This is a genomic window from Thioclava nitratireducens (assembly GCF_001940525.2).
Lineage (GTDB): Bacteria > Pseudomonadota > Alphaproteobacteria > Rhodobacterales > Rhodobacteraceae > Thioclava > Thioclava nitratireducens.
Genome location: NZ_CP019437.1, coordinates 443405 through 464932 on the forward strand (window position 1 = coordinate 443405; position 21528 = coordinate 464932).

At 64.0% G+C, this 21528-nt stretch carries 21 protein-coding genes; 15 read left to right on the top strand and 6 right to left on the bottom strand.

The features are described from left to right. Positions 1-5 precede the first annotated feature (5 nt). On the top strand, positions 6-326 hold the full coding sequence (gene trxA / locus BMG03_RS02285; protein ID WP_075776673.1) for a thioredoxin: 321 nt from the start codon (positions 6-8) through the stop codon (positions 324-326). 47 nt (positions 327-373) lie between these two features. On the opposite strand, the gene BMG03_RS02290 is transcribed toward trxA, so the two are convergent. Next, on the bottom strand, positions 374-1279 hold the full coding sequence (locus tag BMG03_RS02290) for a hypothetical protein (protein WP_075776672.1): 906 nt from the start codon (positions 1277-1279) through the stop codon (positions 374-376). 93 nt (positions 1280-1372) lie between these two features. Between BMG03_RS02290 and hslV the strand changes: the two genes are divergently transcribed. Genes hslV through BMG03_RS02310 form a run of 4 tightly spaced genes read left to right on the top strand, consistent with a single transcriptional unit; the run spans position 1373 to position 5447 of the window. Further along, positions 1373-1930: an ATP-dependent protease subunit HslV gene (gene hslV, locus BMG03_RS02295; protein WP_075776671.1), complete on the top strand. Its 558-nt coding sequence runs from the start codon at positions 1373-1375 to the stop codon at positions 1928-1930. Further along, entirely contained in the window at positions 1923-2984 is a 1062-nt protein-coding gene (locus BMG03_RS02300) for a hypothetical protein (RefSeq protein WP_075776670.1), read from the top strand. The genes hslV and BMG03_RS02300 overlap by 8 nt, the downstream gene beginning before the upstream one ends. A 3-nt stretch (positions 2985-2987) precedes the next feature. Next, positions 2988-4295, top strand: a complete 1308-nt coding sequence (gene hslU, locus BMG03_RS02305; RefSeq protein WP_075776669.1) for an ATP-dependent protease ATPase subunit HslU — start codon at positions 2988-2990, stop codon at positions 4293-4295. A 60-nt stretch (positions 4296-4355) separates the two neighbouring features. Further along, positions 4356-5447, top strand: a complete 1092-nt coding sequence (locus BMG03_RS02310; RefSeq protein WP_075776668.1) for an alpha/beta hydrolase — start codon at positions 4356-4358, stop codon at positions 5445-5447. Here the strand turns inward: BMG03_RS02310 and BMG03_RS02315 are convergent. Genes BMG03_RS02315 through BMG03_RS02325 form a run of 3 tightly spaced genes read right to left on the bottom strand, consistent with a single transcriptional unit; the run spans position 5444 to position 7583 of the window. Beyond that, positions 5444-6037, bottom strand: a complete 594-nt coding sequence (locus BMG03_RS02315) for a Smr/MutS family protein (RefSeq protein ID WP_075776667.1) — start codon at positions 6035-6037, stop codon at positions 5444-5446. The genes BMG03_RS02310 and BMG03_RS02315 overlap by 4 nt on opposite strands. Beyond that, entirely contained in the window at positions 6034-6918 is an 885-nt protein-coding gene (gene mltA / locus BMG03_RS02320; protein ID WP_244270981.1) for a murein transglycosylase A, read from the bottom strand. The genes BMG03_RS02315 and mltA overlap by 4 nt, the downstream gene beginning before the upstream one ends. 5 nt (positions 6919-6923) lie before the next feature. Beyond that, entirely contained in the window at positions 6924-7583 is a 660-nt protein-coding gene (locus BMG03_RS02325; protein WP_075776665.1) for a Tim44/TimA family putative adaptor protein, read from the bottom strand. 118 nt (positions 7584-7701) lie between these two features. Between BMG03_RS02325 and BMG03_RS02330 the strand changes: the two genes are divergently transcribed. From BMG03_RS02330 to BMG03_RS02350, 5 genes are all read left to right on the top strand, one after another. Then, a complete protein-coding gene (locus BMG03_RS02330; RefSeq protein ID WP_075776664.1) occupies positions 7702-8226 on the top strand; it encodes an FxsA family protein in 525 nt (174 codons plus the stop codon). Positions 8227-8285: 59 nt separating this feature from the next. Then, positions 8286-8798, top strand: coding sequence for a protein-export chaperone SecB (gene secB, locus BMG03_RS02335; RefSeq protein WP_075776663.1), 513 nt, complete (start codon positions 8286-8288; stop codon positions 8796-8798). A gap of 138 nt (positions 8799-8936) precedes the next feature. Beyond that, positions 8937-9461: an isopentenyl-diphosphate Delta-isomerase gene (locus BMG03_RS02340; protein ID WP_075776662.1), complete on the top strand. Its 525-nt coding sequence runs from the start codon at positions 8937-8939 to the stop codon at positions 9459-9461. Positions 9462-9574: 113 nt separating this feature from the next. Then, positions 9575-11368, top strand: coding sequence for an autotransporter assembly complex protein TamA (locus BMG03_RS02345; RefSeq protein WP_075776661.1), 1794 nt, complete (start codon positions 9575-9577; stop codon positions 11366-11368). Beyond that, the gene (locus BMG03_RS02350) at positions 11368-14982 is read left to right on the top strand and encodes a translocation/assembly module TamB domain-containing protein (protein WP_077701060.1); all 3615 of its coding nucleotides are present in this window, start codon (positions 11368-11370) and stop codon (positions 14980-14982) included. Before BMG03_RS02345 ends, BMG03_RS02350 begins: the two co-directional genes overlap by 1 nt. A 50-nt stretch (positions 14983-15032) precedes the next feature. On the opposite strand, the gene BMG03_RS02355 is transcribed toward BMG03_RS02350, so the two are convergent. Then, positions 15033-15911 (bottom strand): YihY/virulence factor BrkB family protein, encoded by an 879-nt coding sequence (locus BMG03_RS02355; RefSeq protein WP_075776660.1) that lies wholly within the window; start codon positions 15909-15911, stop codon positions 15033-15035. Positions 15912-16228: 317 nt separating this feature from the next. Between BMG03_RS02355 and BMG03_RS02360 the strand changes: the two genes are divergently transcribed. From BMG03_RS02360 to BMG03_RS02375, 4 genes are all read left to right on the top strand, one after another. Then, positions 16229-17971 (top strand): PhoX family protein, encoded by a 1743-nt coding sequence (locus BMG03_RS02360; RefSeq protein WP_075776659.1) that lies wholly within the window; start codon positions 16229-16231, stop codon positions 17969-17971. A gap of 79 nt (positions 17972-18050) precedes the next feature. Then, positions 18051-19685, top strand: coding sequence for a hypothetical protein (locus tag BMG03_RS02365; protein ID WP_075776658.1), 1635 nt, complete (start codon positions 18051-18053; stop codon positions 19683-19685). An 89-nt stretch (positions 19686-19774) separates the two neighbouring features. Next, entirely contained in the window at positions 19775-20554 is a 780-nt protein-coding gene (locus BMG03_RS02370) for a MipA/OmpV family protein (protein WP_075776657.1), read from the top strand. 56 nt (positions 20555-20610) lie between these two features. Continuing rightward, entirely contained in the window at positions 20611-20841 is a 231-nt protein-coding gene (locus BMG03_RS02375; RefSeq protein ID WP_077701061.1) for a CerR family C-terminal domain-containing protein, read from the top strand. Positions 20842-20893: 52 nt separating this feature from the next. Here the strand turns inward: BMG03_RS02375 and BMG03_RS02380 are convergent, their stop codons facing one another. After that, positions 20894-21067 carry a DUF1328 domain-containing protein gene (locus BMG03_RS02380; protein WP_075776656.1) on the bottom strand — a complete coding sequence of 58 codons (174 nt, stop codon included), beginning with the start codon at positions 21065-21067 and terminating at the stop codon, positions 20894-20896. Between the two features lie 177 nt (positions 21068-21244). On the opposite strand from BMG03_RS02380, the gene BMG03_RS02385 reads away from it, so the two are divergent. Then, positions 21245-21439, top strand: a complete 195-nt coding sequence (locus BMG03_RS02385) for a PLD nuclease N-terminal domain-containing protein (protein WP_088719999.1) — start codon at positions 21245-21247, stop codon at positions 21437-21439. Positions 21440-21528 lie beyond the last annotated feature (89 nt).

The window sequence follows — 21528 nt, forward strand, 5'->3', positions numbered from 1 at the left end:
CTGACATGGCTACCGTTGCTGTTACCGACGCCACTTTCGATCAGGAAGTGCGTAAGTCCGACGTTCCCGTCGTGGTGGATTTCTGGGCTGAATGGTGCGGCCCCTGCCGCATGATCGGCCCGTCGCTCGAAGAGATTGCCGAGGAAATGTCCGGCAAGATCAAGGTCGTGAAAGTGAACGTCGACGAGAACCCCGACAGCCCGGCGACGCTGGGCGTGCGCGGCATCCCCGCCCTGTTCCTGTTCAAGGACGGCGAGGTCGTCTCGAACAAGATCGGCGCAGCCCCGAAAGCGGCGCTGCAAAGCTGGATCAACGAATCGATCTGATCTGCGGATCAGGTTTGACGGAAAAGGGCGCCCTCGGGCGCCTTTTTTCATATCGGCCAGCCGAAATGGCGCAGCCTTGCGCGCAGACGGTCCTCGAATTCGGGGCGGCCTGCGTTGAGCGATTGGAGTTGCAGGAACCAGTAGAGGTATCGCGCCACGGGCGGGCTCTCGCGCAGATTCTCGAAAGCGGCCTCGATCCCGTCGCGCGGCACCGATCCGGCGATGTGGTGGAAATCCGACAGGCCGAACAGGATCGCCGGTTTGCGCAGGAAGAACCCCTCCAGCGCGAGCGCGCTATTCTGGGTGGCGACGAAGCGGCAGCGGCGGAGCAGTTCGGGGGAACCGCCGGACTGGAAGCGAAAGTGTGGGTGACGGGCCGCGATCGCCTCCAGCGCCTCGATTTCGCGCGCTGTGTAATCCTCGTTCGGGTGCAGCGTGGCCACGACCGGGCCGGAATGACGGGCCAGCACCTCCTCGATCATCTGCACCGGGCTCACCGACTGGAACGAGCGGTGGTCCAGCAGTCGCCCTTGCAGCGGAATGAAGGCCAGATCCTCCTCATCGGACGGTTTTACGCCGGGATAGAGCCTGTTTCGCGTGGAAAAGAAGAATTGCGCGGCGGCGTCTCCATCCACCTCATCGGCATCGAACGCCGCCTGAGCGACCGGCCAGGTCCACCGCTCCGCCTCCGCCTCGACGTGCCAGAACGCCCCCACATAGGTCCGTCGGCAGGTCAGCGCCCGCGCATGGGTCGGCGGCTCCATCCGGTAGAGCGCATAGCCCTCGCGCGCGGGGGCCGCAGCGCGCGCCTCGGGGCCGGTCCGATGCAGGCTAACGGTCCAATCCGCCGCCTCCACCGCCCCGATCAGCCGCTTGAAGAAATTGTGTTCGCCAGCCCGGACCTGCTCCAGAATCCAGTCATCGAGATAGATCGAAAGGTGCTGCGCGCTCATGCGGGGACGCTAGCCGCAGGCTCCCGCACCGGCAAGCGGGGTTGCAGCCCCGGCCTGCGGGTTACATATCTTTGGCGCAAACGGAGGACTATTATGGCCGAAGAGAAATTCCCGGGCTGGCACGGCACGACGATCATCGGCATCCGCAAGGGTGGTAAAGTGGTGGTCGCGGGCGACGGGCAGGTCAGCCTTGGCCAGACCGTCATCAAGGGCTCGGCGCGCAAGGTGCGCCGCCTGAGCCCCGGCGGTCACGACATCGTCGCGGGCTTCGCGGGCTCGACCGCAGATGCGTTCACCCTGCTGGAGCGGCTCGAGAAGAAGCTCGAGGCTTCGCCCGGTCAGCTGATGCGCGGCTGCGTTGAACTCGCGAAGGATTGGCGCACGGACAAATATCTGCGCAATCTCGAAGCGATGCTGATCGTGACCGATGGCAAGGATCTTTACGTCCTGACCGGCGCGGGTGACGTGCTGGAACCGGAACACGGCATCGCCGCGATCGGCTCGGGCGGCAACTTCGCCCTCGCCGCGGCCCGCGGGCTGATGGAAACCGATCTCGACGCCGAGGCGGTGGCCCGCAAGGCGATGGAGATCGCGTCGGACATTTGCGTCTACACCAATGGCAACCTGACGGTGGAGAGCATCGGTGGCTGAGCTGACGCGCGACGATCTGCGTGCGGCGGTCGCGGCTGGCCATATCAGCGAGGCGCAGGCCGCCTCGGTGATGGCGCTGGCGAGCAACCGCCTCGCCGGTCGCGCGGCCCTTCCCGCAGAGGACGAACCCTTCGAGCTGTTCAAAGGCTTTGCCGAAATCTTCGTGACCGTCGGCCTCGGCATCCTGATCTTCGGGTCGTTCGGCTTCCTCCTCTTCGCGGGCGGCAAGCTGGGTTACGCGATGCTGATCCCGTTGATTGCGTTGCTGGGGGAATATTTCACCCGCAAGCGCCGGATGGTGCTGCCCTCGATCCTGCTGACGCTCACGCTGGGCGGGGCAGTTCTGGCGAGCTTCCTCGGGATTCCAATCCTCGGGATGCGCTTTGTCACCCAAGACCCGAACTTCGATCTCGCACTGGTCGCGACCGCCGTGGCGCTGATCGCGTGGTTCCTGCGCTACCGGGTGCCGTTCTCGATGTTCCTCGTGGGGCTTTGCGGGCTGGGCCTGCTGCTGTCCTTCGCGAAGGGCTTCGACCCCGAGGCGCCGATCTCAAAAACGGTCGACCTGTTCGATCTGTCCAACGGCTCGGCGCTGTCGCTGGCGATGCTGGTCTTCGGGCTCTTGGCGCTCGCAGGTGGCATCTGGTTCGACATGCGCGACCCGCATCGGCTGGGTCGGCAATCGGCCTCGGGCTTCTGGCTGCACGTTCTGGCAGCCCCCGCGCTGGTCAACACGCTCGCGCTGACCTTCTACAAGATGGGGCCGGGGACGGGCTATGTGCTGCTGCTCGCCACGCTGGCTGTGTTCGCCGCGTTGGCGCTGATCATCGACCGGCGCTCCTTCTTCACGGCCGGGATCGGCTACATGATCTTTCTCAGCTTCTATGCCTTCGGCAATGCCACCGATCCGCGCAGCTGGTGGATCACGCTGATCCTGATCGGCCTCTTTCTCACCGCGCTCGGCTCGTTCTGGACCGAGCTGCGCACGCGCCTGATGCGCGTGCTTCCCAATTTCCCCGGCAAGCATCGCCTGCCGCCCTATGCCACGGAGTAATCCATGACCGATCTGACCCCCCGCGAAATCGTCTCGGAACTCGACCGTTTCATCATCGGCCAGAAAGACGCCAAGCGCGCCGTCGCCGTTGCGCTACGTAACCGTTGGCGCCGTCAGCAACTGCCCGACGATCTGCGCGAAGAGGTCTATCCGAAGAACATCCTGATGATCGGCCCGACCGGCGTCGGCAAGACCGAGATCTCGCGCCGTCTGGCGAAACTGGCCCGCGCGCCGTTCCTGAAGGTCGAAGCGACGAAGTTCACCGAAGTGGGCTATGTCGGCCGGGACGTGGAGCAGATCATCCGCGACCTGGCCGATGTCGCGATGGTGCAGACCCGCGAATATATGCGCGAAGAGGTGAAGGCGAAGGCGCATCAAGCCGCCGAGGATCGCGTGATCGCCGCGCTTGCCGGCACCGATGCGCGCGAAAGCACCCGCGAGATGTTCCGCAAGAAGCTGCGCGACGGCGAGCTCGACGACAAGATCATCGAGCTGGACGTGGCCGATCAGTCCGGTGGGATGCCGCTCGGGATGATGGGCGGTCAGCCGGGCATGGAGCAGCAGATGCAGGGGCTTCAGGACCTGTTCAAAGCCTTCGGCGGCAACCGCACCACGCGGCGCAAGATGACCGTCTCGGAAAGCTACGAGGTGCTGATCTCGGAAGAGGCCGACAAGCTTCTGGACGACGAGACGGTGAAGACCGCGGCACTCGAAGCCGTTCAGCATTCCGGCATGGTCTTCATCGACGAGATCGACAAGGTCACGGCGCGCTCGGATGCGCGCGGGGCCGACGTCTCGCGCGAAGGCGTGCAGCGCGACCTGCTGCCGCTGATCGAAGGGACGACCGTTTCGACCAAGCTCGGCCCGGTGAAGACCGACCATATCCTGTTCATCGCCTCGGGCGCGTTCCATATCGCAAAGCCGTCCGACCTGCTGCCTGAATTGCAGGGTCGTCTGCCGATCCGCGTGGAGTTGCAGGCGCTGACCGAGCAGGACTTCACCCGCATCCTGTCGGAGACCGACAACGCGCTGACCCGGCAGTATCAGGCGCTGATGAAGACCGAAGAGGTCGAGGTCGCCTTCACGGAGGATGGCATCGCGGCGCTCGCCCGGATCGCGGCAGAGGTCAATCGCTCGGTCGAAAATATCGGCGCCAGAAGGCTCTATACCGTCATGGAACGCGTGTTCGAGGAGCTGTCCTTCACCGCGCCCGACCGTGGCGGACAAAGCGTCACCGTCGACGCGGGTTTCGTCGAGAAAGAGCTCGGCGATCTGACCCGCGACACCGATCTGAGCCGCTACGTCCTCTAGGGCACTGGCACCCCGCGCGCGCTCTGGTATCCTCCTGCGGGATGATGCAAGGCACGGGCGATGGCGCGGTTTCTGATCGTAATCTTGATGCTGAGCTTGGCCGCCTGCGCACCGCGCGGGCGGCTTGCCTATCTCGATCACCCGGTCGCCGATGCACGCGCGATTTTCGTGGGCTCGACACGGGCGCCCGATCCACAGACCGGCCAGCCCTTCGGCACCGCGCGCAGTCAGCAGCTGCGGCTCGCGCGCTTCGACGTGGCCACGCCGCCGGATCGCAAGGTGGCCGAGATCGCCTATCCGATGACCGACACCTCGCCGGTCGACCCTGACAAGCAGTTCCTCGTCTCGCAATCCGAGATCGACATGCCTCGATCCGCCTTCCAGTCGGAGCTGCGCACGGCGCTGCGCAAACATGACGGACAGGCGGTGCTGTTCGTCCACGGTTTCAACAACTCCTTCGCCGAAGGCCTGTACCGGATGGCGCAGATGGGCGCGGATTTCGATCTGCCCGGCGTGATGGTGCATTACTCCTGGCCGTCGCGGGCGAATGTGCTGGGCTATGCCTACGACCGGGACTCGGTGCTCTTCGCGCGCGACGGGCTGGAGGAATTGATCGACGATCTGAACGCGGCGGGGGCGAAACGCATCCTGATCGTGGCGCATTCTCTGGGCTCGGAATTGGTGATGGAGGTGCTGCGTCAGGAGGCGATTGCGCATAAACAGGGTCGATTTTCGACGATTTCCGGGGTGGTCCTGATCTCGCCCGACATTGCGGTGGATGTTTTCAAGACGCAGGCCGACGCGATCGGCACGTTGCCGACGCCGTTCATAATCTTCACCTCCTCGAAGGACAGAGCGCTGCAGCTGTCGGCGCGGCTGACGGGCAAGCGTGACCGGCTCGGCAATCTCGAAGATGTCTCCCGCATCGCACGCTACAGGGTGACGGTGATCAACGTCTCGGCCTTCAATACCGGGGACGGCCATTTCAACGTCGTCACGTCGCCCGCGCTGATCCGGCTGCTCGACAGCGCGCAGCAGGTGGCGCAGGTGCTCGAGGTGGAACAGCTGGGGCGCACGGGGCTGGGGGATGCGGTGGTGCTGACGGTCGAAAACACGACGCAGATCATCCTCGCGCCGATTTCGGGCGGTTAGCGCATTCGCCGCAGATAGACGTAATAGGCACCCGCGCCGCCATGTTTCAGATGCGCCTCGCTGATCTGCATGACAGCGGGCGCGAGCGGCATCATCCGCAACCAGTGCGGCACCTGATGGCGCAGAACCCCCACCCGCCGCGGGATCGGGCCGTCATCGTCGCCCCGCTTGCCCTTGCCCGTGATCACAAGCACCAGCCGCTTGCCGTGGCTTTGCGAATTCAGGATGAAGCGGATCAGTTCGGGATGCGCTTCGGCCAGAGTCAGCCCGTGCAGGTCGAGCACCCCTTCGGGTTTCAGCTTGCCGCGGGTCATCGCCTTATGCGCCTTGCGGTCCATCGTGACCGGTTGGCGCGCAAGATGCTCGCCCGGCTCCGGGGCCAGATCGTGACGGCTGGACGAAGGCTTTGCGTGCTGACCCAGCTCGAAGCTGCGTAGACCTTCGGCCTTCGGTTTCGGCTTGGGTTTGGGCGCAAGAAAAGACTCTAATTCGGCTCGATCGGCCTTTTTGGGGCGGTAATTCTCGGTGGTCGCCGCCACGCGATCCCAAAGCGCGCGCTCCTCGGGGCTGAGTTTGCGTTTGCGGCTCATGCGCGCCTCCGCAAGCCGATCATCCGGCCCTTGGTGTTGATCGCGCCTGCGATGCGCCCGGCATCCGCGCCGGTGCCGATGAAGAGATCACCGCGTCCCGCGCCCTTGATCGCAGAGCCCACATCCTGCGCCACCATCAACCGCTGCCCGAAGCCGGGGCAGTCGATCCAGACCGGGCTGCCCAGCGGTACGATCTCGGGGTCTACCGCGAGGCTGCGTCCAGCGTTGACCGGACGCCCCATCGCGCCCAGGGGGCCGGTATCGCCCGGGATATCCAGCACCCGGAAGAACACGAAAGACGGATTGTGGTTCAGCAGCTCCTGCAACTGATCGGGGTTCTCGGCGGCCCAGCGTCGGATGAACTGGGGCGTCATCTCCTGGGCCGGGGCCGCGCCGCGCGCGATCAGCTCCTTGCCGATGGAGCGGTAGGGATGCCCGTTCTTGCCGTCGAAGCCGAGCCGCAGGCTGTCGCCATCCGCAAACCGCACCCGCAGCGAGCCTTGCACCTGCGCGAGATAGGCCTCGATCGGGCTCTCGAGCCAGACCAGCTCGCGCCCCGCCAGCAGATCGCCCGCGGCGATCTCGGCGCGGGTGTACCAAGGCGAATTAGACCCTATTTCAGCCGGTTTCGCATAAAGCGGCCAGGCGAAGCGGGCGGATTTCTCGCGCGCGCCGGGCAGTTCGGGTTCGTAATACCCAGTGAAATGGGCAGCGCCCTCTGGCGCTATTTCATAGGGGGCGAAATAGGTCTCGAAAGCGGCTCGGGCGTCGTCCAGCCCGGCGGTGTCCATCCCGTAGAGATCGGCCGTAACGCAAAACGCCGCCCAAGCGGCGGCGTGATCGTCCCGGGCCCAGCCGGGAATATCTTCGAAGGACAGCACTAGCCTCAGCCGCCCGTGGCGACGAGCTGCCAGTTCGGGTCTTTCGCACCCATCTTGCGTGCGAATGTCCAGATGTCGCGCTGCTTGCGCGGCGTCTTGGGATCGCCCTCGACGACCTCACCCGAGGCATCGCGCGCCACCGAAATGATCTCCGCACCGAAGCGCACGGTCACCTCTGCCTCGTTCGTGGAATGGTCGAAATCGGCATTGCTCAGCACCAGTTCGCGCAGGCCGAGGAATTCCGCCTGAACGTCGAGGCCCTTCTCCTTGCGCGCTTCCACGGCACCTTCGAAGGCCTCGTAGACTTCGGGCGACAGGAAGGGGCGCACCTTTTCCAGATCGCCGGTCTCGAAGGCCATCAGGATCATCTCATAGGCGCCACGTGCGCCTTGCAGGAACTGCGACACCGAGAAGCTGGGCTCGACGCGCTTCATCGCGGCCAGCGCCACGGCGGAGGTCGAGCCTTCGGGAACATGATCGATGATGTCGTGATCAGGCCCGCCCTCGATCACGTCGAAGTCACGCTTCGGTGCGGGCGTCGCGGGCGTTTCCGGCGCGACCGGCTTTTCATAGCCTTCACGGGTCCCGAGCACGCTTTTCAGCTTGAAAATCAGGAAGATCGCAATCGCCGCGAGGACGATAAGCTGAATGACGGCACCGGACATCGAGACCCCTGTGTTTGGCTTCGTGTTTGTTTCTAGGTCAATCGCTACTTATGTAAGGCGTCAACCAGTTCAAGTCCACCGGCGCAGCTTGCCGGAAGACGCGATAAAAGAGGATGCCATGTGGATCTTTCTGGCCTTTGTGGCCGTGCCGCTGATCGAGATCGGTCTGTTCATTCAAGTGGGCGGGCTGATCGGCCTTTGGCCGACGCTGGGGATCGTGTTGCTGACCGCGATCGTCGGTACGTCGCTGGTGCGTCGGGAAGGCGCGCGGGCGCTCGACGATCTGCGCAGCTCGCTCAATGAATTGCGCGATCCTTCGCGGCCGCTGGCGCATGGTGCGATGATTCTCGTTGCCGGGGTGCTGCTGCTGACACCGGGCTTCTTCACCGATACGGTCGGTATCCTGCTGCTGATCCCTGGCATTCGCGACGCGCTGATGAAGGCCGTGGGCAGCCGGGTGAAGGTGCAGCGCTTCGAGATGGGCGGCGCCTACCGGTCAAACCAGTACGACCCCCGCCGCGATGCGCCGCGCCGTCCGCGCGATCCGGAGATCCTCGACGCTGACGAGGTCGAGGAAATGACCCATCGCGACCACCCGAACGGCAAGCCCTCCGACGGGCCGTCCGGCTGGACGCGTCATTGAGAATTGAGGCTTCTCCCAGCCGGTGCTAAACCTCGCACAATTAATTTTGGGAGAGGTCGATGACTGACGAAGCAAATGGCGAGACCAACGGCGCCGCGGATCCGCAGCAAGAGCAACAAGGGCTCCGCATGAACATCCTCGCGCAATTTACGCGCGACCTGTCATTCGAGAACAATGTCGCCACCAAGGGCGTGCAAACCAGCGACATCCAGCCCGAGATGCAGGTGCAGGTTTCGCTCGACGCCAAGAAGCGCAGCGTCGAGAACCAGTACGAGGTGATCACCAAATTCAAGATCACCGCGAACAACAAATCCGACGGGGCGACGCTTTACCTGCTCGAGCTTGATTACGGCGGCATTTTCCACGTCGAGGGCGTGCCGGAAGATCAGTTGCATCCCTTCCTGCTGATCGAATGCCCGCGCCAGCTGTTCCCCTTCGTGCGCCGGATCGTCTCGGACGTGACGCGCGATGGTGGCTTCCCGCCCTTCAACCTCGAGATCGTCGATTTCGTCGCGCTTTATCGCAACGAACTGGCGCGCCGTCAGCAGACCGAGGCGCCGACGACGGCCTGATCCGTCAAGCAGGCCTGGGGCGCGGCATCGTGCCTCAGGGACAAGCTGACGCCGTGACTCTGTCCGGTCACGGCTCCATTTTGCACTGCGTGACCCGCCTGCAAGCCGGGCGGGATCACCGGATGCAAAAGAGGACTCATGGGCCAGATTCAGGCATGGATCGGGGGCGCGCTCGCCCCCGTCGACGCGATGGACGCACATCGCGAGGGGCTCCGCCACCGGGCGGTCTCCATTTTTGTCATGGATGGCGAAAAGCTTCTCCTGCAGAAGCGCTCGACGCATTGCCTGCAAGCCCCCGGTCTCTGGTCGAATACCTGCTGCAGCCATCCCGATTGGGGGGAGCGCCCCGAAACCTGCGCGCGGCGGCGGCTGCGCGAGGAATTGGGCATCGATGGGCTCTATCCCGCTCATGCAGATCGTATCGAATACCGCATGGATATCGGGGACGGCCTGATCGAGCACGAGGTGACCGACATCTACATCGCCTATGCGCAGCGTGGCCTTACCGTGACCCCCGATCCAGAGCTTGTCTCGGAGACTCGCTGGCTAAGCCTTTACGATCTCGGTGCGGAGGTGAAACGCTATCCCGAGCGGTTCTCGCGCTGGCTGCGGTTCTACATGCAAGAACATGTCTCCCGCATTCTGCCCGCACTGATCTGCTGAGCGGCGGGGATTTCTGCCGATCACCTTCAGATGCTACGCGGAATTCCGCGCTTGCCCTAGCTTTCACTTCGCTTACCTGTAACTCTGCTTCCGATTGGGCGGGGGCATGAGTAATGGGACCGAAGACCATCCGAGTATTTCATCTGAGCGTGGCGGCGCTTGCGATCCTCGCGACCCCGGCACTCGCATATTCATTGAAGTTCAATACTCCCGGCGCATCCGACGATCTGCGCAACACGATCAAGGGCGCGTTGCTTCTGGCGCAATCCGCAGACGACAAGAGCAAGGACGCGCAGGACGTGCTTGCCGAGGCGCGGGCCGACTACAACCGTATCGTTTCGGCGCTGTTCGGCGAGGGGCGCTATTCCGGCACCGTGTCGATCAAGCTTGACGGGCGCGAGGCGGCCTCGATCCCGCCGCTCGATGCGCCTTCGACGGTGAACAACGTCGTCGTAACCGTGACGCCCGGCCCCGAATTCACCTTCTCGCGCGCCGATATCGCGCCGGTCGCGCCGAAAACCGATCTGCCCGAGGGCTACAAGGTCGGCAAGGTCGCGAAATCGGGCGTGATCGTCGATGCCGCGAGCGCCGCCACGACCGGCTGGCGCGATGCGGGTCACGCGAAGGCCGAAGTCTCCTATCAGAACATCGTCGCGGATCATCGCGCCAATCAGTTGGCCTCCGATGTGCGCCTGGCTCCGGGGCCGCTGGTAACCTTCGGCCGGCTCGAGACCTCCGGCAACAAGCGCCTGCGCACGAAACGCCTGCGCGAGATAGCGGGCTTCCCCAAGGGCGAGGTCTATGATCCGAAGAAGCTCGATCAGGTCCAGTCGCGGCTGCAGCGCACCGGGATTTTCTCCTCTGTCGCGATTACCGAGGCGAAGACGCTCAACCCCGATGACAGTCTCGACGTGAATCTCGCCGTGGTCGAGCAGAAGAAGCGCAAGATCGGCCTCGGCGCGGAACTCAGCTCCAGCGACGGGCTCGGCCTCAACGGCTACTGGCTGCATCGAAACCTCTTCGGCGGCGGCGAGCGCTTTCGCGTGGATGCGGGCATTTCGGGCATCGGCGGCGCGACGGGCGGCACGGATTACTCGATCGGCGCGCGGATCGACCGCCCGGCCACCTTCAACCCGGAAACCAGCGCCTACATCACCACCGAGATCAGCCAGAAGAACGAAGAGGATTACACCGAGAACGCCTTCGATATCGGCTTCGGTCTGACACGGATATTCAACGACAAGCTGACTGGCGACGTCTCGATCAATTACGGCTGGTCCAAGGTGACCGACGATTCCGGCGAGACCTATTTCCGGCAGGTCTATCTGCCGACAAAACTCACCTGGGACGATCGCGACAACGCGCTCGACCCGACCAAAGGCTATTACATTCAGGCCGGGGTGACGCCTTTCGTGGGGATCGGCGGCGATACCGGCACCGGGGCACAGGTCACGGGCGATCTGCGCGCCTATAAGGGCTTCGGGCAGAACGATCGCTTCGTGTTGGCGGGCCGCGTGCAACTGGGCGGCGTCTACGGCTCGAACCTCGAGAACACCCCGCGCGACTACCTTTTCTACTCGGGCGGCGGCGGCACCGTGCGCGGCCAGCCCTACCAGTCGCTCGGCGTTGAAGTGCTCGAAGGCGGTACGCTGAAAACCGGCGGCACCGAATTCGTGGGTTTCCAGGGTGAAGCGCGCATCGGCATCACCGACAAGATTGGCGCGGTCGCCTTCTATGACTACGGCTATGTCGCAGGCGGCGGGCAATCGGGCTCGCAGGCAGGCGCAGGTCTCGGCCTGCGCTACAAGACGGGCATCGGCCCGATCCGTCTCGACGTCGGCTTCCCGGTCTCGGGCGGCACCGGATCGGGGGCGCAACTCTATATCGGTATTGGGCAGGCCTTCTGATGAAACGTTTCGCCATCCTTCTCGCTTTCTGCCTGACGCCTCTGATGGCTGCGGCGCAGGACAACTCGCCGCAAGCTGCGGACGGGGCAGGGGCCGCGACAGAACAGCAGACGCAGCGCGACCGCTCTTACCTGACGGGGCTGATCGAGGATAACCTCTCGGGCGCCGGGCGCACCGTGCGGCTCGACGGGTTTTCGGGCGCGCTGAGTTCGCGCGCGACCTTCGATCAGTTGACGATCTCCGACAAGGATGGCGCATGGATCACGATCAAGGATGGCGCGATCCAATGGAACCGCTCGGCGCTGCTGACCGGCAAGATCGAGATCGATGAGCTCTCCGCCGCCGAGATCGACCTGCCACGCCTGCCGACATCCCAGAGCAGTTCGACCGCCCCCAGCCCGGAGGCCAAGCCCTTCCAGCTTCCCGACCTCCCGGTCTCGGTGAAGATCGGCAAGATCGACGCGCAGAAGGTGATCCTCGGCGAGCCGATCCTCGGGCAGGAGGCGACGGTGAAAGTCACCGGGTCGATGTCGCTCGCAGGCGGCGAAGGCAAGGCGAAGCTCGATATCACCCGGATCGACACCAAGAAGGGCAAGTTCTCCCTCACCGCGTCTTACGACAACGGCACCCGCGATCTAGGCCTCGATCTGCTGGTGGATGAGGGCAAGAACGGCATCATCGTCCAGAAGATCGGCCTGCCGGGCAATCCGGCGATGACGCTTGCAGTGTCCGGAAGCGGGCCGCTCGACGATTTCACCTCCGACATCGTGCTGAGCACCGATGGCCAGCAGCGTCTGGCGGGGCAGGTCTCCATAGGCAGCAAAACGCCCGACGGCGCTCCGGCGGGCAGTCCGCCGGTCACGACATTCTCCGTCGCGTTGGGCGGCGATATCCGCCCGCTTCTGCCACCCGATTACCACGAGTTCTTCGGCAACGAGGTTGCGCTGGTCGCGGATGGCACCCGCACGGCTTCGGGGCAGACCACGCTCAGCACGCTCGATCTTAAATCGCGCGCGCTGCAGCTGAACGGCTCGGCGCAGATCGGCGCGACCAACATGCCGGTGAAATTCGACCTGAAGGCTGACCTCGGACTGGGCAACGGGCAGGAAGTGCTGCTTCCGATCTCGGGGCCGAAAACCTACGTGCAATCGGGCAAGCTGGACCTCGGCTATGACAAGGCAGAGGGCGACGGCTGGAAACTCTCGGGCCGCCTGAACCAGCTGCGCCGCGAAGATGGCACAAAGATGCTGACCGCGAATCTCTCGGGCTCGGGCCGTATCCGGCAGGCCTCGCCACCCTCGGTCGGTGGCACGGTTCTGCTGGGAATCAACGGGCTGGAGCTTTCCGACCCGAAGCTGAGCGCGGCGGCCGGCAGCGCCGTAACCCTGCGCACCGTGTTCTCGTGGCAGCAGGACAAGCCTCTGCGCTTGTCGCAACTGGCGCTGAAAGGCACCGGTTACAGCCTGAATTCGAACCTGACGATCGACAATATCAGCGAAGGTATCACCGTCGAGGGCGCGGCGCAGATCGACCATTCCAACCTCGCGATGCTGTCCGATCTGGCGGGGCGCAAGCTCGGCGGTTCGGCGCGGATGACGGTCGCGGGGAAATACACCGTCCTCAGCGGCGCCTTCGACGCCAATCTCAACCTCGTCGGTCAGGACGTCTCGATCGACCAGCCGCAGGCGGATCGGGCCTTGGCGGGCCGGTCGGAGATCGCGATCTCGGCCAAGCGCGACGAGACCGGGGTGACGCTGGATTCGCTTAACGTGCAGACGCGGGCGGGCACGCTTCAGGCGCAGGGCACGCTGGCCAGTCAGGATGGCAAGCTGACTGCCACGCTCGACACCAACGATCTTTCGGTGCTGGGCGGCGGCTATCGCGGCGCGCTGGCGGCCGATGCGACGGTGACGCTGAACGGAGAGCGCTACGGGGTGACGCTGAAGGGCACCGGCAAATCCCTCGCGATCGGGCAGCCCGAGGCCGACAAGCTTCTGGCCGGCACAACCAATCTCGACCTTCAGGCGAGCTACGCCAACGGCGCGGTCGAGGTGCAAAGCCTCAAACTGAGCAACCCGCAGCTCGACGTCTCGGCGAAAGGGACGGCGGGCGAGAGGTCGCGCAAGATCGACCTGAACGCACGTCTGGCGAATGCGGCCCTGTTCGCGCCGGGCTTTCCGGGGCCGGTGACGGTGTCGGGCACGGTGGTCGATGACGGCAGCGGCTATCAGCTGAACCTTTCGGGCACCGGCCCGGGTGGCACCGATGCGAAAGTCTCCGGCCGCGTGGCGTCGAATTTCGGCGATGCCGATCTTTCGATAACCGGACAGGCACAGACCGCGCTCGCCAACAGCTTCATCGAGCCGCGCTCGGTGCAGGGCCCGCTCAGCTTCGATCTGCGGCTGAACGGCAAGCCGGGGCTGTCGGCGCTGTCGGGCACGGTCTCGGCGAATGGCACGAAGGTCGTTGCTCCGAACCTCGGGATGGTGCTGGAGGATGTGAATACCCAAGTGCAGCTGTCGAACGGCGCCGCGCAGCTCGGTTTGACCGGCCGGCTCGGCACGGGTGGGCAGATCACGGTCAACGGGCCGATCAACCTGTCGGCGCCCTACAACGGCAACCTGACGATCCGTTTCGACCGCGCGCGGTTGAAGGATCCGGAGCTTTACGACACGCGCGCTTCGGGCACGATCACGATGGATGGGCCGCTTGCGGGCGGTGCGAAGATCGCCGGGCGCATCACGCTGAGCGATACCGAATTGCGGGTGCCGTCTTCGGGCGTCGGCGGCGGCGCCTCGGTCCCCGCCGGGATCGAGCATGTCGGCGAAAGCGGCGCGGTGCGCCAGACGCTCAAGCGCGCCAACCTGCTGAACAACGGCCAGAGCGATGCGAGCGGCGGCGCCAAGGCTTCGGGCCCGTCGTATCCGCTCGACGTCACCATCGCCTCGGAGCGCGGCATCTTCGTGCGCGGCCGCGGTCTGGATGCGGAACTTGGCGGCTCGCTGCGGGTCTCGGGCACCACGTCGAACGTGATCCCGATCGGGCAGTTCTCGCTCGTGCGCGGACGGCTCGACATTCTCGGGCAACGCTTCACGCTCGATCAGGGCCGGATCGCGCTGCAGGGCGCGCTGGTGCCCTATATCGACTTCACCGCGACCACGACGCAGAACGACTACACGATCTCGATCAACATTCAGGGACAGGCGAACGAGCCGAAGGTGACCTTCACCTCCTCTCCGGAGCTGCCGCAGGATGAGGTTCTGGCACGGCTTATCTTCGGACGCTCGATCGACAATCTCTCGCCTCTGCAGGCGGCGCAACTGGCCTCGGCGGTCGCGACGCTCGCCGGCAAGGGTGGCGAGGGGATCATCGGCAAGCTGCGGAAGAATTTCGGGCTGGACGATTTCGACGTCTCGACCGATGCGCAGGGCAATACCCAGCTCAAGGTCGGGAAATACCTGTCGGACAATATCTATACCGATGTCACGGTGGGCGGCGACGGCACCTCGCAGATCAACCTGAATCTCGATGTCACCAAAAGCCTCACCGCGCGCGGCACCGTCGGCTCCGACGGCAAGAGCGGGATCGGCCTCTATTTCGAGAAGAACTACTGAGCGATAAGTTTCGCTTCATTTCCGCCCCGGGAAATAAGTGAAACCCATGACTACTCGCCCCCGGGCTCGGCGTCGCCTTCGATCGCGTCGCGCAATTTTTCCTGCGTGCGGCGCTTGCGGAAGGCGGCGAGTTCGGCGTTCAGCGCAGCCCCCATCAGCACCGAAAAGGCGCTCAGATAGAGCCAGATGAGCAAGGCGATTACCGCCCCGATCGAGCCGTAGATCTTGTTGTAATTGCCGAAATTCGACAGGTAGAAGGTCAGCCCGATCGAACTCAGCCCCCAGAGCGCCGTTGCCAACACCGCGCCGAGCGTCAGGATCGGATCGCGCTTGCCCACCGTATTGGGACCGTAGCGATAGAGGATGCCAAGCGCTGTGAGCATCAGCAAAAGCATCGCCGCCCAGGGCAAGCCCGAGAGCAGGATCTTTGAATATTCGTGGAACGGCAGGAAATTGATGACGATGGGCACGACGACGACCGTTGCCATCGCGGCCAGCATCACGCCGACAAGCGCGATCGTCATCAGGTAGCCCATGATGAAGCTCCAGATCGTCGCGCGGGGCCGCGTGCCGTGGATCACGTTGAGCGAAAGCACCAAAGCCGCGACGCCCGCGCGGGCGGAGAACAGGGTCACGGCGGCCGAGAGCACGACGCCCAATCCGATTGATGCACGCGGCCCGATCAGCCAACTCTGGATCTGCTCGTTGAGCAGCCCATAGGCTTCGGGCGGTATGAAATCGTCGGCCACGTTTAGATAGGTGCGGATTACCGTCGGATCGGCAAAGGCGCTCCACAATGCGATCGTTGCGGAGATGCCGGGGAAGATCGCGAGCATGGAATAGAAGGCGACCCCCGCCGAGACGAGGGTGATATTCGACTCGAAAAGCCGCCCGAACAGGCTGACCGCGAATTTCGCCGTTTCTCTCACGCGCCACTCCTCGTTTCACCCACCATCGCGCAAGCCCCGCGTGATCGCAACGCGCGGCCCGCGCTTTGCTGAAAGCTGTTGCGCCACAGGCGCTTGGCGTTGCGCGGGCGGGGCATGCCTAGGGCGAGGGGGAGGCGAAATGCGGAAAACAGGGTGGAATAGGGTCTGCTTTGGTGCCGGGGCCGCCGGTGCTGCTGACGCCCCGCGCGCCCCCGGCGAATGGCGGCGCGCCCGTTCACGCAAACGCGACATTGTCACAAAAGGGAATCACTTCGCCGTTAGGAGCGTCGTGAACGCAACTAGCCAAGGGATCAGCCATGTCGCTTCGCACCACCCTCCTCCAAGCCACCGCAATTGCCGTGCTGCCGCTCGCGGCGCATGCCGGCGATATCTCCTTCTCGTCCGTTCCTTTCGCCAAGGACGACGCCGCCAAGCGTGAGGCGATCGCCTCCGACACGGTCACCGTCAACGGCAAGGACTACAAGATCGGCTATCACGTGATGGCGCGCTCGGGCGACAAGATCGGTGACAACACCTTCGCGCTGCTGACCGACAAGGACGGCAAGCCGGTCAAGTCGGCCGACGGCTCCGAGCACATCTCCGAATCCGCCGATTTCACCTCGCTCATACGTCAGGGCGACAAGCTCTACTCGGTGACGCATTTCGAGTCGCGCCCCGGTGCGATGTATCTCAGCGAAGTCAGCCAGGATGCCGATGGCAACCTGAAGCTGGTCTCCACCAAGCCGATCGACTTCTCTGAATATCACGGTCTCTGGGTGCCCTGCGCGGGTTCGGTGACGCCGTGGGAGACGCATCTGGGTTCGGAAGAATACCCGGCCGATGCACGCGCGATCGAAGCGGCGACCTCGCTCGACGAAATCGACGACTACGATTTCCCGATGGTGCGCTATGCGGGCGTGAACCCCGAGGGCATGTCGCTCGAGCAGTTCCGCGACGCCTACAAGCCCTATCGCTACGGCTATCCGACCGAGATCACCGTCTCGGAAGACGGGTCGGCCAAGGCCGACAAGCATTTCGCAATGGGCCGCGTGGCTGTCGAGCTGGCCTATGTCATGCCCGACCAGAAAACCGCCTACATCTCGGATGACGGCACCAATGTCGGCCTGTTCCGCTTCGAAGCCGACAAGGCAGGCGACCTGAGCGCCGGTACGCTCTACGCGGCCAAGTGGAACCAGACCTCGGATCAGGATGGCGGCGCTGCCGATCTGGAATGGGTCGATCTGGGCCATGCCGACGATGCGACGATCCAGAAGGCGATCGAAGCCGGCACCCGGTTCTCGGACCTCTTCGAGACCGCCGAAATCGGTGAGGACGGCTCCTGCCCGGCGGGCTTCTCGGCCGCGAACGCCGAAGGCAATGCCGAGTGCCTGAAGGTCAAGGACGGTATGGATGCGATCGCCTCGCGTCTGGAAACCCGTCGCTACGCCTCGATGAAGGGTGCCACGACCGAGTTCCGGAAGATGGAAGGCATCACCTACGACTCCGACAAGCACCAGATGTACCTCTCGATGTCCTCGGTCGAGAAAGGCATGGAAGATGGCGCCAAGCAGGACATGGGCGGGATGAACGCGATCCGCCTGCCGCAGAACAAGTGCGGCACGGTCTACGCGCTGTCGCTCGACGACAACTACGACGCGACGAAAATCTCGGGCTTCATCTCGGGCATGCCGAAGAAGACCGAGAACAACAGCTGCGATATCGACGGCATCGCGAACCCGGACAACATCACCTACATGCCGGGCTACAACACGCTGATCATCGGTGAGGACACCGGCTCGGGCCACCAGAACGACGTGATCTGGGCAATGAACACCGACACCAAGGAGCTTACCCGCATCCTGTCGACGCCCTACGGTTCGGAAACCACCTCCACCTACTGGTACCCGAACGTCAACGGCCACGGCTACCTGATGGCGGTGATCCAGCACCCCTACGGCGAGAGCGACGAAGACAAGCTGACCGACCCGGCGCAGGCTCGTGCCTATGTCGGCTATGTCGGCCCGTTCCCGCAAATGGATGACACCGTGAAGACCCAGTAACGGGCGCTCGCGAGACACTTCTGGCGAGGCCCGGCGGCAACCCGGGCCTCGCCTTTCCTTCAAGACCGAGGACTGACGGATGCTGCGGATTTCGATACTGGCGCTGTTGAGCATGACCACGATGGCGGGGGCGGTCGATCTGAAGACCACGGTGCTGGGCAATCCGACAGCCTATATTCCTCCGCAATGCTATACCAAGACGGAAGACAAGGCGGGCGCGGTGCATAACCCGTGCCAGACCTGTCACACCTATCCCCGCCATCCGAATTACGTGCGCGATGCCGATCTGCAGACCGAATATGCGTTTCCGGGCCCGGCGCTAGAGAACCCGTGGCGCAACCTCTTCGTAGATCGCCGCGCCGAGTTGGCCGCGACGAACAGCGCGGAAATCCGCGCCTATGTGCGGCAGGACAATTACCACGATGCGGCGGGCGGGATCGCCCTGGCCGCCAAGCTCGCCGATCCGCCCGCGGATTGGGACGTGAATGGCAACGGGGCGTGGGACGGCTATATCCCCGACGTGCAATTCGCCTTCGACGACGAGGGCTTTGACCGCAGGCCCGACGGTAGCCTGACCGGCTGGCGCGCCTTCGCCTATCAGCCGCTGCCCGGCACGTTCTGGCCGACCAACGGCTCGACAGACGACGTGATGATCCGTCTGCCGGAGGTGTTCCGTCAGAATGCCGACGGGGTCGAGGATATTGCCACCTACAAGACCAACCTCGCGATCGTGCAGGCGCTCATCACCCGCGTGGATGTCGCGATCGAGCCGACAGATGAGGCCGCAATGGGCGTCGATCTGGACCGCGACGGTAAGATGGGGCAGGCGGAGGTGGTGAAATTCGCCTTCGCGCCGCTCGACGGGATCACGATGCATTGGGCGGGGCGCGCGGGCGTGGACGGCGCCGAGCTTGCCGCCGGGCTTTACCCGGAGGGCACCGAATTCGTGCATTCCGTGCGCTATATCGACCCGACCCCCGAGGGCATCCAGATGGCCGCGCGGCTGAAAGAGCTCCGCTACATGGTCAAGACGGATTGGGAAACCTATGCCGATCTGGAAGAGACCGCGTTGGCCGAGCTGAAGGAAGACAACGCCTTTCCGGATCGCACCAAGCAGTTCTTCGGCAGTTCCGAGACCGGCGTGCCCAACACGTTCGGCTGGCGGCTGCAGGGCTTCATCGAGGATGCGACGGGCGATCTGCGCCCGCAGAGCTTCGAGGAGACCGTGTTCTGCGTCGGCTGTCACGGCACGCTGGGCGTGAACGACGACTCCACCTTCGCCTTCGCCCGCAAGCTGGGCAAGGAGGCCTATCGCGGCGGCTGGTATCACTGGACGCAGAAGGGACTCGCGGGTACCCCCGACCGGGCGCGCGCCGACGGCAGCGGCGATTACGCCCATTACCTGCGCACCAACGGGGCAGGGGACGAGTTCCGCGCCAATGCCGAAGTGATCGAGGCGTGGCTGAAAGCGGGCAAGTTGCCGCCCGAGAAAGAGGCGGCCTTGGCCGAGGATATCGGCCCGCTGATCCTGCCTTCGCCGGAGCGTGCCGATGCGCTGAACGCAGCCTACCGGATGATCGTGCGCGACCAGAGTTTCACCCAAGGCCGCGATGCGACCATCGCCCCGGTCGACGGCACGGTCTGGCGTGAACTGGAGCAGGATCAGCCGACAGGCATCGAGGAAATCGCCCAGCCGTGGTATAAGCGCCGCTAATCGGCAGCAATCTGCGCCGGCCGATTGCGTTTTTCGCCGTCAATTGGCAGTGTTCGCACAAATCGGGACATTTTTTCGGGAGCGCCACCATGGCAAAAGTCATCCGCCAACTTTCCGCAAGCGCCGCCATCGCGGTCGCTGCTGTCTGCACCGCGGCGAGCGCGCAGGCAGAAAGTGGCGTGACCTTCACCATCGGTGCGGGCGCGCGCTATGCGCCGTCCTATTTCGGCGCGGATCACTACGACACCAAGCCCACCGCGAAGGTTAAGCTCAACAGCTTCACGCTGCAGGGGATGCGGTTCGGCTCGGACGATCCGAATTACGAAAAGCTGGGCCCGAACGTGCATGGCTCCTTCCGGCTCGTCGGCGGGCGCAATTCCAGCGATTATTCCGAAATCGCGGGTCTCGACGATGTCGACACCTCGCTCGAACTGGGTCTCGGGCTTGGCTACCAGGCGCCGCAATGGGGCGCTTTCGCGGATATGCGCTACGGCGTGGTCGGGCATAACGCCGTCGTCGCGGAAATCGGCGCCGATTGGAAGCCGATCAAGACCGACAATTTCAAGCTGAGCATCGGCCCGCGCATCTTCTATGGCTCCGGGCTCTACAACCGCACCTATTTCGGCATCAGCCCGTCGGAATCGACGGCGAGCGGTCTGGCAGCCTATTCGCCCGATGGCGGCCTCGTATCGACCGGTCTGGAACTGTCGGCGACCTATCAGCTCGGCAATAATTGGGCGGTGGAAGGCAAGCTGAACTACGACCGCCTGCAGGGCGATGCGGCGAACAGCCCGATCGTGCAGCAGGGCTCGCGCGAACAGAGTTCGGTCTCGTTGATGCTGACCCGTCGGGTGACGTTCCCGTTCTGATCGGATCCCTTCTGATCGGGACAAAGCTTCCTACGAGTCACGTGAAGCCAAGCCGCATGGGTCGCCCGTGCGGCTTGCTTTTTCGGGGCCTCGCTGACGCAGCGCTCAGGGTTTTTGCGATGAGTGGTCAGGTCCTCAATTTCCGGCTCGGCGCGGAAATCGTGCGCCGAAAGATGGGCTGGACGGAAATCGGCGAATCGGAAACCGCGCAGATATCCCGCGTCATCGCCGACAATCTCGACGCGATGCTGGCGCAGGCGCGCGCGAGCGCGGCGCGCGGCGCATGAAAAAGGCCGCCCCCGGTGGGAGCGGCCTGAAATATTCCTAGCGTCTTCGCACTTACACCGGCGGTTTGCCTTTTACCGCACGGGCGACCATGGCCACCACGAACAGGATCAGGAAAACCACGAAGAGGATCTGTGCGATCCCGGCAGATGCGCCTGCGATGCCGCCAAAACCGAGCGCTGCGGCAATCAGCGCAATAACGAGAAAAGTCAGAGCCCAACCAAGCATGGGTATTCTCCTTCGGATGTTGCGTACATTAGCGCTGAGTGCTGCGCCTTCATGGCATCCAAACGTGCGCATTTCACGAAAGTTCCATTACCCTGGGTCAGTGATTCCGAGGAACATCCAACGCTTTCCGGCGTTTGGGGCGCGATTCATGAGCTCACGAAAAAGGGAGATGGCGACATGGAAATGAATATGACTGGCCTCGGTGGCTTTTGGGGTATCGTCCTACTGGCACTCGATATCTGGGCGCTCGTTTCGATCATCGGGTCGAATTCCAGCACCGGGAAGAAAGTGCTCTGGGCGCTTCTTGTCTTCTTCCTGCCTCTGATCGGTTTCCTGATCTGGCTGGTGGCCGGGCCGCGCGCTTCGAAATGACGAAATCGGGGGTGGTGGAGGCAGCGGCCGTCACGGAACCGCATTCCGCAACCCGCGTTGGAACCACAGAAATCGCGGCGAGAAGTCGC